Annotated in this window: 11 protein-coding genes; 6 read left to right on the forward strand and 5 right to left on the reverse strand. The window is 66.1% G+C overall.

Translation table 11 applies throughout. The annotated features are described in order from the left end of the window. The first annotated feature begins 7 nt into the window (after nucleotides 1-7). The 3 genes from moaA to E1832_RS17560 are packed head-to-tail and all read left to right on the forward strand — an operon-like array spanning nucleotide 8 to nucleotide 3,367. Nucleotides 8-1,015, forward strand: a complete 1,008-nt coding sequence (moaA, locus tag E1832_RS17550; protein WP_133361073.1) for a GTP 3',8-cyclase MoaA — start codon at nucleotides 8-10, stop codon at nucleotides 1,013-1,015. Continuing rightward, a complete protein-coding gene (locus tag E1832_RS17555) occupies nucleotides 1,015-2,325 on the forward strand; it encodes a 3-deoxy-D-manno-octulosonic acid transferase (RefSeq protein WP_133361074.1) in 1,311 nt (436 codons plus the stop codon). The genes moaA and E1832_RS17555 overlap by 1 nt, the downstream gene beginning before the upstream one ends. Next, entirely contained in the window at nucleotides 2,318-3,367 is a 1,050-nt protein-coding gene (locus tag E1832_RS17560) for a glycosyltransferase family 4 protein (RefSeq protein WP_133361075.1), read from the forward strand. Before E1832_RS17555 ends, E1832_RS17560 begins: the two co-directional genes overlap by 8 nt. Before the next feature lie 134 nt (nucleotides 3,368-3,501). Here E1832_RS17560 and E1832_RS17565 read toward each other — a convergent pair whose 3' ends face one another. The 5 genes from E1832_RS17565 to E1832_RS17585 all read right to left on the reverse strand — a co-directional run bounded on the left by E1832_RS17565 (nucleotide 3,502) and on the right by E1832_RS17585 (nucleotide 10,178). Next, nucleotides 3,502-4,665, reverse strand: a complete 1,164-nt coding sequence (locus E1832_RS17565; RefSeq protein ID WP_133361076.1) for a M20 aminoacylase family protein — start codon at nucleotides 4,663-4,665, stop codon at nucleotides 3,502-3,504. Nucleotides 4,666-4,800: 135 nt separating this feature from the next. Further along, a complete protein-coding gene (locus tag E1832_RS17570) occupies nucleotides 4,801-5,970 on the reverse strand; it encodes a M20 aminoacylase family protein (protein ID WP_133361077.1) in 1,170 nt (389 codons plus the stop codon). Nucleotides 5,971-6,010: 40 nt separating this feature from the next. Then, nucleotides 6,011-7,177, reverse strand: coding sequence for a M20 aminoacylase family protein (locus E1832_RS17575; RefSeq protein ID WP_133361078.1), 1,167 nt, complete (start codon nucleotides 7,175-7,177; stop codon nucleotides 6,011-6,013). Then, complete coding sequence (gene argE, locus E1832_RS17580) at nucleotides 7,178-8,350, reverse strand: acetylornithine deacetylase (RefSeq protein WP_133361079.1); 1,173 nt, start codon at nucleotides 8,348-8,350, stop codon at nucleotides 7,178-7,180. It lies immediately after the preceding gene. 7 nt (nucleotides 8,351-8,357) lie between these two features. Continuing rightward, nucleotides 8,358-10,178 carry an ABC transporter ATP-binding protein gene (locus tag E1832_RS17585; protein ID WP_133361080.1) on the reverse strand — a complete coding sequence of 607 codons (1,821 nt, stop codon included), beginning with the start codon at nucleotides 10,176-10,178 and terminating at the stop codon, nucleotides 8,358-8,360. Between the two features lie 269 nt (nucleotides 10,179-10,447). Between E1832_RS17585 and E1832_RS17590 the strand changes: the two genes are divergently transcribed. The 3 genes from E1832_RS17590 to E1832_RS17600 all read left to right on the forward strand — a co-directional run bounded on the left by E1832_RS17590 (nucleotide 10,448) and on the right by E1832_RS17600 (nucleotide 14,218). Continuing rightward, the gene (locus E1832_RS17590) at nucleotides 10,448-12,151 is read left to right on the forward strand and encodes a peptide ABC transporter substrate-binding protein (RefSeq protein WP_133361081.1); all 1,704 of its coding nucleotides are present in this window, start codon (nucleotides 10,448-10,450) and stop codon (nucleotides 12,149-12,151) included. A gap of 92 nt (nucleotides 12,152-12,243) precedes the next feature. Continuing rightward, nucleotides 12,244-13,251: an ABC transporter permease gene (locus E1832_RS17595; protein WP_133361082.1), complete on the forward strand. Its 1,008-nt coding sequence runs from the start codon at nucleotides 12,244-12,246 to the stop codon at nucleotides 13,249-13,251. Next, complete coding sequence (locus E1832_RS17600; protein ID WP_133361083.1) at nucleotides 13,244-14,218, forward strand: ABC transporter permease; 975 nt, start codon at nucleotides 13,244-13,246, stop codon at nucleotides 14,216-14,218. Before E1832_RS17595 ends, E1832_RS17600 begins: the two co-directional genes overlap by 8 nt. The last annotated feature ends 165 nt before the right edge of the window (nucleotides 14,219-14,383 follow it).

The following is a 14,383-nucleotide window of genomic DNA, read 5'->3' on the forward strand; positions in this document are numbered from 1 at the left end:
ATGTCTCATGAGTGCCCCGCTGATCGATCCCTTTGCCCGCGCAATCACTTATCTGCGCGTCTCCGTCACCGACCGGTGCGATTTCCGCTGTGTCTATTGCATGTCGGAAAACATGACCTTTCTGCCCAAGAAAGAGTTGCTGACGCTGGAGGAGCTGGACCGCATGTGTTCCACCTTTATCCGGCTGGGGGTGGAAAAGCTGCGGATCACCGGCGGCGAGCCGCTGGTGCGGCGCGACATCATGACATTCTTTCGCGCGATGACCCGTCATCTGGACAGCGGCGCACTGAAAGAGCTGACGCTGACTACCAACGGCTCGCAGCTGGAGCGGTTCGCGCAGGATCTTTTTGACGCCGGCGTGCGCCGCGTGAACATCTCGCTCGACACGCTGGACGAGGACAAGTTCGCCGCCGTCACCCGCTGGGGCCGCCTGCCGCAGGTGCTGCGCGGCATCGACGCGGCGCAAAAGGCGGGGCTGCGGGTCAAGATCAACGCGGTCGCGCTCAAGGGCTTCAACGAGGAGGAACTGCCCCGCATCACCGAATGGTGCGCCGAGCGGGACATGGACCTGACCTGGATCGAGGTCATGCCGATGGGCGATATCGGCAACGAGGACCGGCTGGATCAATACTGGTCGCTCGACAATGTGCGCGCGCGCTATGGCGAGCATTACACCGTCACCGACCTGGCCGAACGCACCGGCGGACCCGCGCGCTATGTGCGGCTGGAGGAGACCGGGCAGAAGATCGGATTCATTACCCCGCTCAGCCACAATTTCTGCGAAAGCTGCAACCGTGTGCGCCTGACCTGCACCGGCGAGCTTTACATGTGCCTGGGTCAGGAAGACATGGCCGATCTGCGCGCGCCCCTGCGCGATCACCCAGACAGCGAGGCGCCGCTGGAACAGGCGATCCGCGCCGCGATCTCGCATAAGCCCAAGGGGCATGATTTCGACTATTCCCGCCAGCGCGCCGACGGCCAGATGTCCCGCCACATGAGCCATACGGGCGGCTAATGACCCCGCCGACGGCGCTGTTTCGGCTGTACCGGGCGATCACCCCGCTGATCCAGCCGCTGGTCTGGCGCGCGGTGGCGCGCAAGCTGCGCGCGCATGGGGTGGACAAGCACCGGCAGCGCGAGCGTCTGGGTCATGCCAGCCTGCCGCGTCCCCACGGCCCGCTGATCTGGTTTCACGCCGCCAGCGTCGGCGAGAGCCTGTCGGTGCTGACGCTGATCGCGCGGCTCGGCGCGCGGCTGCCGGCGGCGAATTTCCTGATCACCTCCGGCACCGCCACCTCGGCCGAGCTGATCGAGAAACGGATGCCGCCACGCTGCCGGCATCAGTTCGCGCCGCTCGACGCCCCCGGCCCGGTGCGGCGGTTTCTGGATCACTGGCGGCCCGACGCGGCGCTGTTCGTGGAAAGCGAGATCTGGCCGCTGATGATCGTCACCGCCTCGGACCGGGGGGTGCCGCTGGCGCTGCTTAACGCGCGGCTGTCGGAGAAATCGGTCGCCGGCTGGAAGAAATGGCCCGATACCGCGCGCTTCATCCTTGGCCGGTTCACCCTGCTGATGGCGCAGACCGGGCAGACCGCCGAGGACCTCATCGCCATGGGCGCGCCGGCGGACCGCATCGAGGTGGGCGTGAATCTCAAGACGACCTCGGCGCCGCCGCCGGTGGACAGCGCGGCGCTGGAGGCGATGCGGGCGACGGTTGGCGCGCGGCCGCTCTGGCTGGCCAGTTCCACCCATGCCGGCGAAGAAGTCATCGTTCTGGACGCCTATCGCCGGGTACAGGCCCGTTATCCCGACCTGCTGCTGCTGCTGACTCCGCGCCACCCCGAGCGGGGGGCGGAAGTGGCCGGCCTGATCGCGGCGGCGCGGCTGAGCTGCGCCCGGCGCAGCGCGGGCGAGACGCCGGGGCCGGACACCCGGGTCTATCTGGCCGATACGCTGGGCGAGACCGGCACCTGGTACAGCCTTGCCCCTTTCGCCTTTCTCGGCGCCTCTCTGGTGGACAAGGGGGGGCACAACCCGATCGAGCCGGCGCAGTTCGGGGTGCCGCTGATCACCGGCCCCTTCCGGCAGAATGCCCGCGCCGCCTATGCCGCGTTGCAGGCCAGTGGCGGGCTGGTCGAGGTGCACGACGCCGCGACGCTGGCGGCGGCGGTGACGGACTGGCTGGATCATCCGGCGCGGCTGTCGGCGGCGCAAAGCGGCGCGCGCAGCCTGTCGCGGCGCCAGGACGCGGCGCTGGAGCGGGTGGTGGAGCGGCTCTGCGACGCGCTGACGCTGGGGGCGAACGGGGACCGGGACGATGCCTGAGCTGTTCGTGACCAATTTCAACCGCAATTTCACAGGGGTGTCGGCCACCGCCGCCAATGTGATCCGGCAGCAGGTCAGCACCCACGACCTGGCGCTGGTGGGCCGCCCCCTGCCCGGCTGCCCCGATCCGATCTCCGTTGCGCAGGCGCGGGCGCTGTCGCGGCGGGCGCCGCCGGGCCGGCCGTTTTCGATCTGGCATGTACGGCGCAACACGGAAATGCGCGCGGCGATCTGGGCCCGAGACGTGCTGCGGCTGCCGATTCGCATCGTCTTTACCTCTGCCGCGATGCGGCGGCATTCGGCGCTTCCGCGCTGGCTGATCTCCCGCATGGATGCGGTGGTGGCCACCACCGAGGAAGCCGCCGGCTTTGTCCCCCACGTGCGCGCGGTGGTGCCGCACGGGGTGGACACCGATCTGTTCACCCCCGCCGGGGACCGCGCCGCCGCCTGGGCGGCGCTGGGCCATGGCGGCAACCTGGGTATCGCCACCGTCGGCCGCATCCGGCCCGAGAAGGGCACCGATCTGTTCGTACGGGCGATGCTGCGCCTGCTGCCCGAACTGCCCGGCGCGGTGGCGCTGGTGCTGGGCCGCGCTGCGCGGGAGCATCAGGGTTTTCTGGACGGGTTGCAGCGCGAGATCGCCGCCGCAGGGCTTGCCGACCGCATCCTGTTTCCCGGCGAGGTGCCCGCCTCCGATCTGCCGGCGCTGATGCGGGCACTGTCGCTGATTGTGCAATTGCCCCGCTATGAGGGCTACGGGATGGTGCCGCTGGAGGGGATGGCGAGCGGCGTGCCCTTCGTCGCCAGCGAGGCGGGCTATTACCGGGCGTTTTCGGCGCAGGGACGCAGCGGCGTCATCGTGGCGCAGGAGGCCGCAGACGACGCAGCGCAGGCCGCCCGCGCGCTGCTGACCGATCCTGATCGCCACGCGGCAATGAGCCTGGCCGCGCGAGAGATCGCCGCGGCGGGCTTCAGCGCCCGCGCAGAGGCCGAGGGGATCGAGGCAGTCTATCAGGCGCTCTGGGCCGAAGGCCGCGGCTGACGCCCCCGGCACCCCGGAGCACCGCCTCAGAGAAGATGGAACAAAGCCGCCGCAGCGCCTTTTCCTGCAAGATACGGCGGGGGAGCGCGACGCGCGGGGGGCAGCGCCCCCCTGACGCCCCCCCGATCGCAGGGTCAGGCCGCCGGCATCCGGCTTTCGACGATTTCCGCCCACCAGGAGCAGCCCGCCGGGATCGCCTCGTCGTTGAAGTTGTACTCCGGGTGGTGCACCGTCGCGGTATCGCCGTTGCCGACCAGAATATAGGCGCCGGGGCGTTCCTCGAGCATGAAGGCGAAGTCCTCGCCGCCCATCACCAGGGGCGCGTCATCGCAGCGGCCCGAGACCTTGCGCGCCACCTCGGCGGCAAACTCGGTCTGCTCTTCGGAGTTCACCATCACCGGGTAGCCGCGGTGATACTCGACCGAGGCGCTGCCGCCGAAGGTGGCCGCGACGCCGGTGCAGATTTCCTTGATTCGGGTTTCGGCCAGATCGCGCATGGCGTGACTCATGGTGCGCACGGTGCCCCTCAGATGCACCCGCTGCGGGATAACGTTGAAGGCGTTCGACGAGGTTTCGAACGAGGTGACCGAGACCACCACCTGATCGACCGGGTCGGCATTGCGGCTGGCGATGGTCTGCAGCGCGGTCACCGCCTGGGCCGCCATCACCGTGGTGTCGACGGTTTCCTGCGGCTTGGCGGCGTGGCCCCCCTTGCCCTCGAACTCGATGTCGAACTGGTCGGTGGCGGCGAAAAAGGCGCCGGGGCGGATGGCGAAGCTGCCCACCGGGCGGCCCGGCCAGTTGTGCATGCCGTAAACCTCCTGGATGCCCCAGCGGTCCATCATGCCGTCGTCGCACATCTCCTTGCCGCCGCCGCCGCCCTCTTCGGCAGGCTGGAAGATCACCACCACGGTGCCGTCGAAGTTGCGGGTCTCGGACAGGTATTTCGCCGCCCCCAGCAGCATGGCGGTATGGCCGTCATGGCCGCAGGCGTGCATCGCGCCCGGCGTCTTGGAGGCATAGCCCAGCCCGGTCGCCTCATGGATCGGCAGCGCATCCATGTCGGCGCGCAGGCCGATCACCTTGCCCGATGTGTCCGCCTTGCCCCTGATCACGCCGACGACGCCGGTGCGGCCGATGCCGGTCACAACCTCGTCGCAACCGAATTCCTTGAGCTTTTCGGCAACGACCGCGCTGGTGCGGTGGGTTTCGAACAGGATCTCGGGGTGTTCGTGCAGATCGCGCCGCCAGGCGGTGATCTCGTCCTGAAGTTCGGCAAAGCGGTTTTTGACCGGCATGGTCACACTCCTTTATTTTCGCGCCCGGGGCGCCTTGGTGTTTTATCTCTCGCGCCTGAGGCGCCTTTTCGTCACCGGGTGACGGACCGGGCATGGTTTCTGGTGAAAACACGCTCTGTCCGCTGGCGGCGCAGGCTAGGCCTGCGCCTGGGGCATCCGGCGTTCGACCAGTTCGGCGAACCAGCTGCATCCGGCCGGGATCGCCTCGTCGTCAAAATTGTATTCCGGGTGATGCAGCGCCGCGCTGTCGCCATTGCCGACAAAGATGAAGGCGCCGGGACGCTCCTGGAGCATATAGGCGAAATCCTCGCCGCCCATGATCAGCGGCGCCTCGGCGCAGCCGCCGGAGACGGCTTCGGCGATTTCGGTGGCAAAGGCCGTGGGCTCGTCGGCGTTGATGGTGATCGGCACGTGACGCAGATAGGTGACCTCGGCCTGCGTCCCGAAGCCGGTGGCGACGCCGCGCGCCAGCTCGCCCAGGCGCGCCTCGATCATGTCCTGCATCGCCGCCGAATGGGTGCGCACGGTGCCGCGCATCTTTACCGACTGCGGGATCACGTTGAACGCCGTCGAGGAGGTCTGCACCGAAGTGACCGAGACCACCCCCTGCGCCACCGGGTCGGCGTTGCGGCTGACAATCGTCTGCAGCCCGAGAATGATCTGGCTGGCGGCGACGGTGGGGTCGATCGCCTCATGCGGTTCGGCCGCGTGGCCGCCGCGGCCCGTCACCTCGATAAAGAACTCGTCGGTGGCGGCCAGCAGCGCGCCGGGGCGGATGGCGAACTGTCCCACGGGCAGGCCGGGCATGTTGTGCATGCCGTAGACCTCGCGCACGCCGAAACGGTCCATCACGCCGTCGTCGATCATCCGTTTGGCGCCGCTGCCCAGTTCCTCGGCCGGCTGGAACAGCAGCACCACGGTGCCGTCGAAATTGCGCGTCTCGGCCAGGTAGCGGGCGGCCCCGAGCAGCATGGCGGTGTGCCCGTCATGGCCGCAGGCATGCATCACGCCGGGATTTTGCGAGACATAGGCGGCGCCGCTGGCCTCAAGGATGGGCAGCGCGTCCATGTCGCCGCGCAGCCCGATCACATGGCCGCTGTCATCGGTCCTGCCGCGGATCACGCCGACGACGCCGGTGCCGCCGATGCCCGTCACCACCTCGTCGCATCCGAACGCGCGCAGCCTGTCGGCCACCAGCGCCGCGGTGCGCGCCTCTTCGAAGCCCAGTTCGGGGTGGGCGTGGATGTCCTGCCGCCAGGCGGCGATTTCGGGCAGCAGTTCGGCGAAACGGTTCTTGATCGGCATCGGGGCTCGTCCTCGGGGGATGGGGCGGCGCAGGCTGTGCCTAGGCCGCGGGCATACGTCGTTCGATCAGTTCGGCGAACCAACTGCAGCCTAGTGGGATCGCCGCGTCATCGAAGCGATAGGCCGGGTGGTGGCACATCGGCGTGTCGCCGTTGCCAAGAAAGATATAGGCGCCTGGCCGCTGTTCCAGCATGAAGGAGAAATCCTCGGCCGGCATCACCGGATCGGTGTCGTCGTGGACGTTGTCCGAGACCGCGCGCGCCGCCTCGATGGCATATTGCGTCTCTTCCGGGGAGTTGACGGTGACCGGGTAGCCATTCTTCCAGGTGACCACGGCCTCGGCGCCGAAGGCGGCGGCGGTGTTTTCCGCCACCCTGCGCACACGCTCTTCGGCCAGCGCGCGCTCGTCGGGGTCCAGCGTGCGCACGGTGCCCTTCATGTGCACCTGATGGGCGATGACGTTCGAGGCATTGCTGTCGGTGACAAAGGTGCCCACCGTCACCACCACCCGTTTCACCGGGTTGACGTTGCGCGCGACGATGGATTGCAGCGACACCACGATCTGCGCCGCCACCAGCGTGGTGTCGATCGCGTTATGCGGGGAGGCGGCATGGCCGCCCTTGCCGGTCACGGTGATCTCGAACTCGTCAGCCGAGGCCAGCAGCGGGCCGGGGCGAATGGCGAACTGGCCCACCGGCAGACCCGGCATGTTGTGCAGCCCGTAGACCTCCTGAATACCCCAGCGGTCCATCAGACCGTCGTCGCACATCGCCTTGCCACCGGCGCCGCCCTCTTCCGCGGGCTGAAAGATCAGCACCACCTTGCCGTCGAAATTGCGGGTCTCGGCGAGGTATTTCGCCGCCCCCAGCAGGATCGAGGTATGGCCGTCATGACCGCAAGCATGCATCATGCCCGGCGTCTTGGAGGCGAACTCCAGCCCGGTCGCCTCGTTGATCGGCAGCGCATCCATGTCGGCGCGCAGTCCGACCACCCGGCCCGAGGTATTGGTCCGCCCCTCGATCACCGCGACCACGCCGGTGCGGCCGATGCCGGGGGTGATGTCGGTGATCCCGAAGCCCTTCAGCCGCTCGACCACGAAGGCGGCGGTTTCATGCACCTCGTAGAGCAGCTCGGGGTTTTCGTGCAGGTGGTGGCGCCATCCGGTGATCTCGTCATGCATTTCGCCAAGGCGGTTCTTGATCGGCATCTATGCGTCCTTCTGCAAACGGGTAACGAGGCGGTCCATGAAGTCCTGCCCCGCGTTGAACTGGGCCAGGGTGATGAATTCGTCGGGCTGATGCGCCTGGGCGATGTCGCCGGGGCCACAGACCACCGCCGAATAGCCCGCCTCCTGGAACTGGCCGGCCTCGGTGCCGTAGCTGACCACATGACGGGCGTTGTCGCCGGTGATCGCGCGCACCAGCGCCTCGGCCGCGCCGTTTTCCTCGGGTTTCAGACCCGGCACGGCAAAGCGCGCCTCGACGTCGATCCGCGCCTCGGGGCGGACCGCCTGCATCGCGGCCTCGACCTCGGCGATCCGGTCGCGGATACGGCCGCGCCAGGCGGCAAGATCGGCATCCGGCACGGCGCGAAACCCCAGGTCGAAGCGGCAGTGCTTGGCGGTGATGTTCGCGGCGGTGCCCCCCTCGATCAGGCCGCAATGCAGCGTGGTCCAAGGCGGATCGAACATCGCCGCCACCTCCGAGGGGGGGCGCGCGCGCTCCTCGTCATTCACCACATTGGCCCAGTCGATAATGCGGGCCGCCTCCATGATCGCGTTGACGCCGGTGTGCATGATCGAGCTGTGCACCTCGACCCCCCAGACGTCGATCCAGTATCCCTGTCCGCCCTTGTGGCCGGTTACCGCGCGCATCATCGACGGCTCGCCCACGATCACCGCGGCGCCCTTGGGCAGGACCGGCTGCATCGCCTGTATCATCGGCGGCGCCCCGGTGCAGCCGACCTCTTCGTCAAAGCTGAGCGCCAGTTGCAGCGGCCGCTTGACCCCGCGCGCCTGCGCCTCGACCAAGGCCCAGATCGCCAGGGCGTCATAGCCCTTCATATCGGCGGTGCCGCGCCCGTAAAGCTTGCCGTCGCGCTCGGTCACGGTGAAGGGGGCCGAGGTCCAGGGCTGGCCGTCGACCGGCACCACGTCGGTATGACCCGAGAGTACCACGGCCCCCTCCTGCCAGGGGCCCACATGGGCAAAGAGCGCTGCCTTGTGCGGCTGATCGGGATCATACCAGCGGTGCGCGGCGATGCCGTGGGCGGCCAGATAGGCATCGACCCAATCGACCAGCGGCAGGTTGCTGTCGCGGCTGACGGTGGGAAAGCCCACCAGGTTTTCCAGAATTTCGCGCGGCGATAATCGCTCGGCCATCTTGCCCTCAATACCCGCTGTCGGTGGTCAGAACCAGATGACCCGGCTCCACCTCGTCATAGCGCGACGGTTCGGCCACATAGTCCAGCGAATGGATCGGTGAGGGGATCGGTTTGAAGTTCAGATCCTTCTCGGCCTTGCGCCGGTGCGGATCGGCGATCGGCACCGCCTTCATCAGCGCCTGGGTATAGGGGTGCTGCGGGTTCTCGAACACCCGCGCGCGCGGCCCCATCTCGACGATGCGGCCCAAATACATGACGCCGACATGATGGCTCATCCGTTCGACCACCGCCATGTCGTGACTAATGAAGAGATAGGACAGCCCCAGCTCGGCCTGAAGCTCCATCATCAGGTTCAGCACCTGCGCCTGCACCGAGACATCCAGCGCGCTGACCGCCTCGTCGGCGACGATCAGCTTGGGGTTCAGGGCCAGCGCGCGGGCGATGGCGATGCGCTGCCGCTGGCCGCCCGACATCTCATGCGGGTAGCGCCGCATGAAGCTGCGCGGCAGATGCACCCGGTCGAAAAGGTTGGCCACCCGGTCCTGGATCTCGGACCCCGAGGCGATGCCGTAGTTGCGCATCGGTTCGGCCACCTGATCCAGCAGTTGCATCTGCGGATTGAGCGAGGCGAAAGGATCCTGAAAAATCATCTGCATGTCCAGCCGCGCCCTGCGCAGGCCGGCCTGATCCAGCTTCATGATGTCGACGCCATCGAGGTTTATCTCGCCGGCGTTGGGCTCCACCAGCCGCAGGATCGACCGCCCCGCGGTGGATTTGCCGCAGCCGGACTCGCCCACCAAGCTGAGCGTCTGGCCCCTATTGAGGGTGAAAGAGACATCCTCGACCGCGTGCACATTGGCCACCGTGCGGCGAAAGAACCCGCCCTTGACCGCAAAGCGCGTGGTCAGCCCCCGGACCCTCAGCAGCACCTCGTCGGTGCCGGGGATCGGCGCGATGGTCTGTCCCTCGACACCCAGCAGTTTCATCGGTTCCGGCGCCGATTTGCCGCGCATCTCGCCCAGCTTGGGCACCGCGGCCAGCAGCGCCTTGGTATAATCGTGCTGCGGGTTCTCGAAGATCTGCTCGACCGGACCCTCCTCGACCTTCTTGCCGCGGTACATGACCACGACCCGGTCGGCCATCTGGGCCACCACAGCCATGTCATGGGTGATGAACATCACAGCGGTGCCGGTTTCTCGCTTCAGCCGGTCCATCAGCGCCAGGATCTCGGCCTGGATGGTCACATCCAGCGCCGTCGTCGGCTCGTCCGCGATCAGCAGGCGCGGCTCGCAGGCCATCGCCATGGCGATCACCACCCTCTGGCGCATCCCGCCGGACAGCTCATGCGGATATTGTTTCAGCCGCCGCTCCGGCTCGGGGATGCGGACCTGTTTCAGCAGCTCCAGCGCGCGCGCCTCGGCCTGGGCGCGGGACATGCCCATATGCACCCGCAGCCCTTCGGTCAGCTGGCGGCCGACGGTAAAGACCGGGTTCAGCGCCGTCATCGGCTCCTGAAAGATCATGCCGATCTCATTGCCGCGGATGTGGCGCATCAGATCCTGCCCGGCCGTGGCCAGATCCAGCTCTCCGCCGTCCTTGCGATCAAAAATGAGGCGCCCTGCGGCAATTTCGCCCCCCCCGAACTCGACAAGGCGCATCAGCGACAAGGAGGAAACCGATTTTCCCGACCCGGATTCGCCGACGATACAGACCGTTTCGCCGGGTTCGATCTCGAACGAAATGTCCTCGACTCCGACAACCGGGCCATCTTTTGTTTCGAACTCGACCCTGAGCCCTTCTATCCGGGCAATTGGATTGTCCAGCACGTCGTGTGTCCTCCGTTGAGGCCTGAACGCTAAGGCGGCGTTATGGGCGGTGTCAAACCCTCTCCAACCTTTTCCCGACGGCAAGTCTTGCTTTTTTCAAAAACTCTGTTTCGATGGGCGCGTATTCGCTGCAGGGCCGCGCTGGAGCCATACGAAAAAAAATCGTATGTCTCGACGCATAAAAAAATGCCCAGGCGGCGGACAAATCGCCATCCGCGACACAAGCGGAAATAAAAAGGGACACGAAAGTGTCCGACAAGGAGTGTAAAATGAAGATGAAAGCCCTATTGCTCGGCGCGATCGCATCTGCGGCGCTGGCGCCGGCCGCTATGGCGGAACGGGGAACCGACGGCCAGGTCAGTCTGATCTATTGGCAGGCGCCCTCCATTCTGAACCCCTATCTGTCCGGCGGCACCAAAGAACAGGAAGCCTCGGCGATCGTGCTGGAACCGCTGGCCCGCTTTGACACCAAGGGCGCGATGGTCCCCTATCTGGTCACCGAGATCCCGACCGTCGAGAACGGCGGCGTCAGCGAGGACCTGACCCAGATCACCTGGAAGATCGCACCGGGTATCAAGTGGTCGGACGGCTCGGCCTTTACCTCGGCCGATGTGAAGTTCACCTATGAATACTGCACCCACCCCGAGGGCGGCTGCGCCCAGCTGCGCCACTTCGAGGGCGTCACCAGTGTCGAGACGCCCGACGATTCGACCGTTGTCATCAACTTTGCTGAACCGACGCCCTATCCCTATGGTCCCTTTGTCGGCGCCGAAAGCCCGATCATCCAGGCCGCGCAATTCGCCGAATGCCTGGGCGCCAGGGCACCGGAATGCACCGAGGCCAACTTCAACCCGATCGGCACCGGCGCCTATGTGGTCGATGAATTCCGTCCCAACGACGTGATCACCATGTCGGCCAACCCGAACTATCGCGATCCGAACAAGCCGGCCTTTTCCAAGCTGCTGTTCAAGGGCGGCGGCGATGCCACCGCAGCCGGCCGCGCTGTGATGGAAACCGGCGAGTTCGATTATGCCTGGAACCTGCAGCTTGCCCCCGACGTCATCGCGCAGATGGAAAAGGGCGGCAAGGGCGTTCCGGTTTCGGCCTTTGGCACCCTGGTCGAGCGGATCATGCTGAACCAGACCGATGCCTCGCCCGATCTGCCCGACGGCGAACGTGCGACCGCCAAGCACGAGCATCCGTTCCTGACCGATCCGGCAGTCTACAAGGCGATGTCGATGGCCATCGACCGGCCGCTGCTGGTCGAGATCGGCTATGGCAAGGCCGGCAAGGTCACCTGCAACTGGGTGCCGGCGCCTGAGGCCTATGCCTCGACCACCTTCGACTGCTCGACGCAGGACATCGAAGGCGCCAAGGCGATGCTTGAAGCAGCCGGCTACAAGGACAGCAACGGCGACGGCGTGCGGGAAACCCCGGACGGCAAGCCGATGAAGATCCTGTACCAGACCTCGACCAACGCGGTGCGCCAGGACTTCCAGGCGCTGATCAAGCAGTGGTGGAGCGAGATCGGCATCGAGTCCGAACTGCGCAACGTCAACGCCTCGGTCTTCTTCGGTGGTGATCCGGGCTCGCCCGACACCTTCCAGAAGTTCTATGCCGACGTCGAAATGTACGCCAACAACTTCAACGGCGCAGACCCGCAGGCCTATCTGGGCAGCGTCCTGTGCGACAAGGCCCCGCGCCCCGAGACCCAGTGGCAGGGCGAGAACATCTCGCGCTGGTGCCGTCCGGAATATGACGCGCTGCACAAGAAGCTGAGCCAGACCGCCAGCCTGAACGAACGCGCGGCGATCGCCAAGCAGCTGAACGACATGGTGATCGAGGGCGGGGCGATGATCCCGCTGGTGCACCGTGGCCGGACATCGGCGCATTCCAACACCCTGGGCGGTGTCGCGCTGAACACCTGGGACAGCGAGCTGTGGAACATCGCTGACTGGTACCGCATCAAGTAAGGGCCTGATCAGACCCGACCGCGCCCCGGCTCTCCGCCGGGGCGCTTTTCTCACTTGAATTACCGAAAGACTAGGATGCAAAGGCACCCTGAATGCTGACCTTTACAATTCGACGATTGGTTCTGGCGGTTCCGACGCTTTTGTTCATCAGTCTTGTTATTTTTCTGCTGCTGGAACTGGCGCCCGGCGATCCGATGGCGCAGGTGCCGCTGACAGTTCCGCCAGAGGTGAAAGAAAAGATGCGCGAGGCGCTGGGCCTCGGGCAGCCGATGCATATCCGGTTCTGGAAATGGATCGTGCAGTTCTTCTGGATCGAACCGCAGGTGCTGATCGACGCGGTCTTCGGCTCCTCCTTCTCGGCCGGCGACCTGCGCGTGATCTCCTGGCAGACCCGCAGCCCGGTGATGGACATCGTTGTCCAGCGCATCCCGCAGACCCTGTGGGTGGTCGGCACCGCCTATCTGGTGGGGATCCTGATCGCGATCCCGATCGGTATCTATTCGGCCTACAAGCAGTATTCCTGGTTCGACCAGACCGGCACCTTTATCTCGATGATCGGGTTCTCGGTGCCGCCGTTCTTTTCCGGCGTGCTGGTGATCGTGATCTTTTCGGTCAACCTGGGCTGGTTCCCCTCGATCTATGACACCACCCACAAGGTGGTCGACTGGGACAGCTTCGTGACCCAGCTGCAGCAGATGGTGATGCCGGTGATGGTGCTGGCGTTGCAGATCACGGCGCAGATCAGCCGGTTCATGCGCGCCTCGATGCTCGACAATCTCAACCAGGACTATGTGAGGACCGCCCGTGCCAAGGGGCTGGGCGAAACCACCGTGGTGATGGTTCATGTGCTGCGCAACTCGATGATCCCGGTGGTCACCGTGATCGCGCTGGGGGTGCCGTCGATCTTTGGCGGCGCCATCATCACCGAACAGGTGTTCAAGGTGAACGGCATCGGCCAGTTGCTGATCGGCGCGATCCAGGCCAACGACCTGCCGATGGTGCAGACGCTGACCTTTATCTTCGCGGTGCTGATCGTGCTGTTCAACCTGATCGCCGACGTGCTCTATGGCCTGCTCGACCCGAGGATCCGCTATGACTGACAAGGACCGTTTCGTCCCCGACGAAGGGCTCGCCCCGGCCTCGACCGCGCTGCCGGGCGGCGCCGGCCCGCTGGAGGAATTCACCAAACCGCCCAGCAACCAATGGCGCGAGGTCTGGGACCAGTTCAAGAACCACAAGGGCGCCCTTTATGGCGGCATCCTGTTCCTGGTGATCGTGCTCTGGGTCTATCTCGGGCCGGTGATCTGGACCATCGACGCGACCCATATCGACATCCGCGCCCGCAACCAGGGCCCCGGCTTTTCCCATCCCTTCGGCACCGACCAGTTGGGGCGCGATACCTTTGCGCGGATGATGGCGGGCGGCAGGACCTCGGTCTCGGTCGGCATCACCGCGATGCTGCTGGCGCTGGGGCTCGGCTCTTTTGTCGGGGTGATGGCGGGGTTCTTCAAACGGCTCGACGGGCCGCTGATGCGGCTCACCGACCTGTTCCTGGCGCTGCCGCTGTTGCCGCTGCTGCTGGTGATGATGCTGCTGTTCCGCGATCCGCTGAACTCGGCCTTCGGGCCGGAACAGGGGATCTTCATCCTGATTGTCGTGGCCATCGGTGTCACCAGCTGGATGCCCACCGCGCGGATCGTGCGCGGCGACGTGCTGGCGCTGAAGGAGCGCGAGTTCGTCCTTGCCGCCCGCTCGATCGGGACCACCAATACCAAGATGATCCTGCGGCATATCCTGCCCAACGTGCTGTCGCCGATCATGGTCTCGGCCACCCTGGGGATCGCCACCGCAATCATCACCGAAAGCGCGCTGAGCTTCCTCGGGCTGGGCTTTCCGCCCGATTTCCCGACCTGGGGGCGGCTGCTGTTCGACGCCACCGACTATCTCCAGCAGTACCCCGAGCGGGTGTTCTGGCCCGGTCTGGCCATCTCGCTCACCGTGCTCAGCGTCAACTACCTGGGCGACGGTCTGCGCGACGCGCTCGACCCGCGCATCCGCGGCCGCTGACCCGGACCCGGACCCGGACCCGGAAAACGCAAAAAAGAACGGAACGCCAGCCGCCGCCCCCCAAGGGCGGCGGTTTTGCCCTGTCACCCCAGCGGCGCCGGGACAGTCAGGCCACAGCGCCCGCCCCATTGGTAAATTGTTCCGCTATCGGATGCCCCATCAGCA

The sequence above is a fragment of the Antarcticimicrobium luteum genome (genome assembly GCF_004358185.1).
GTDB classification, from domain to species: domain Bacteria; phylum Pseudomonadota; class Alphaproteobacteria; order Rhodobacterales; family Rhodobacteraceae; genus Antarcticimicrobium; species Antarcticimicrobium luteum.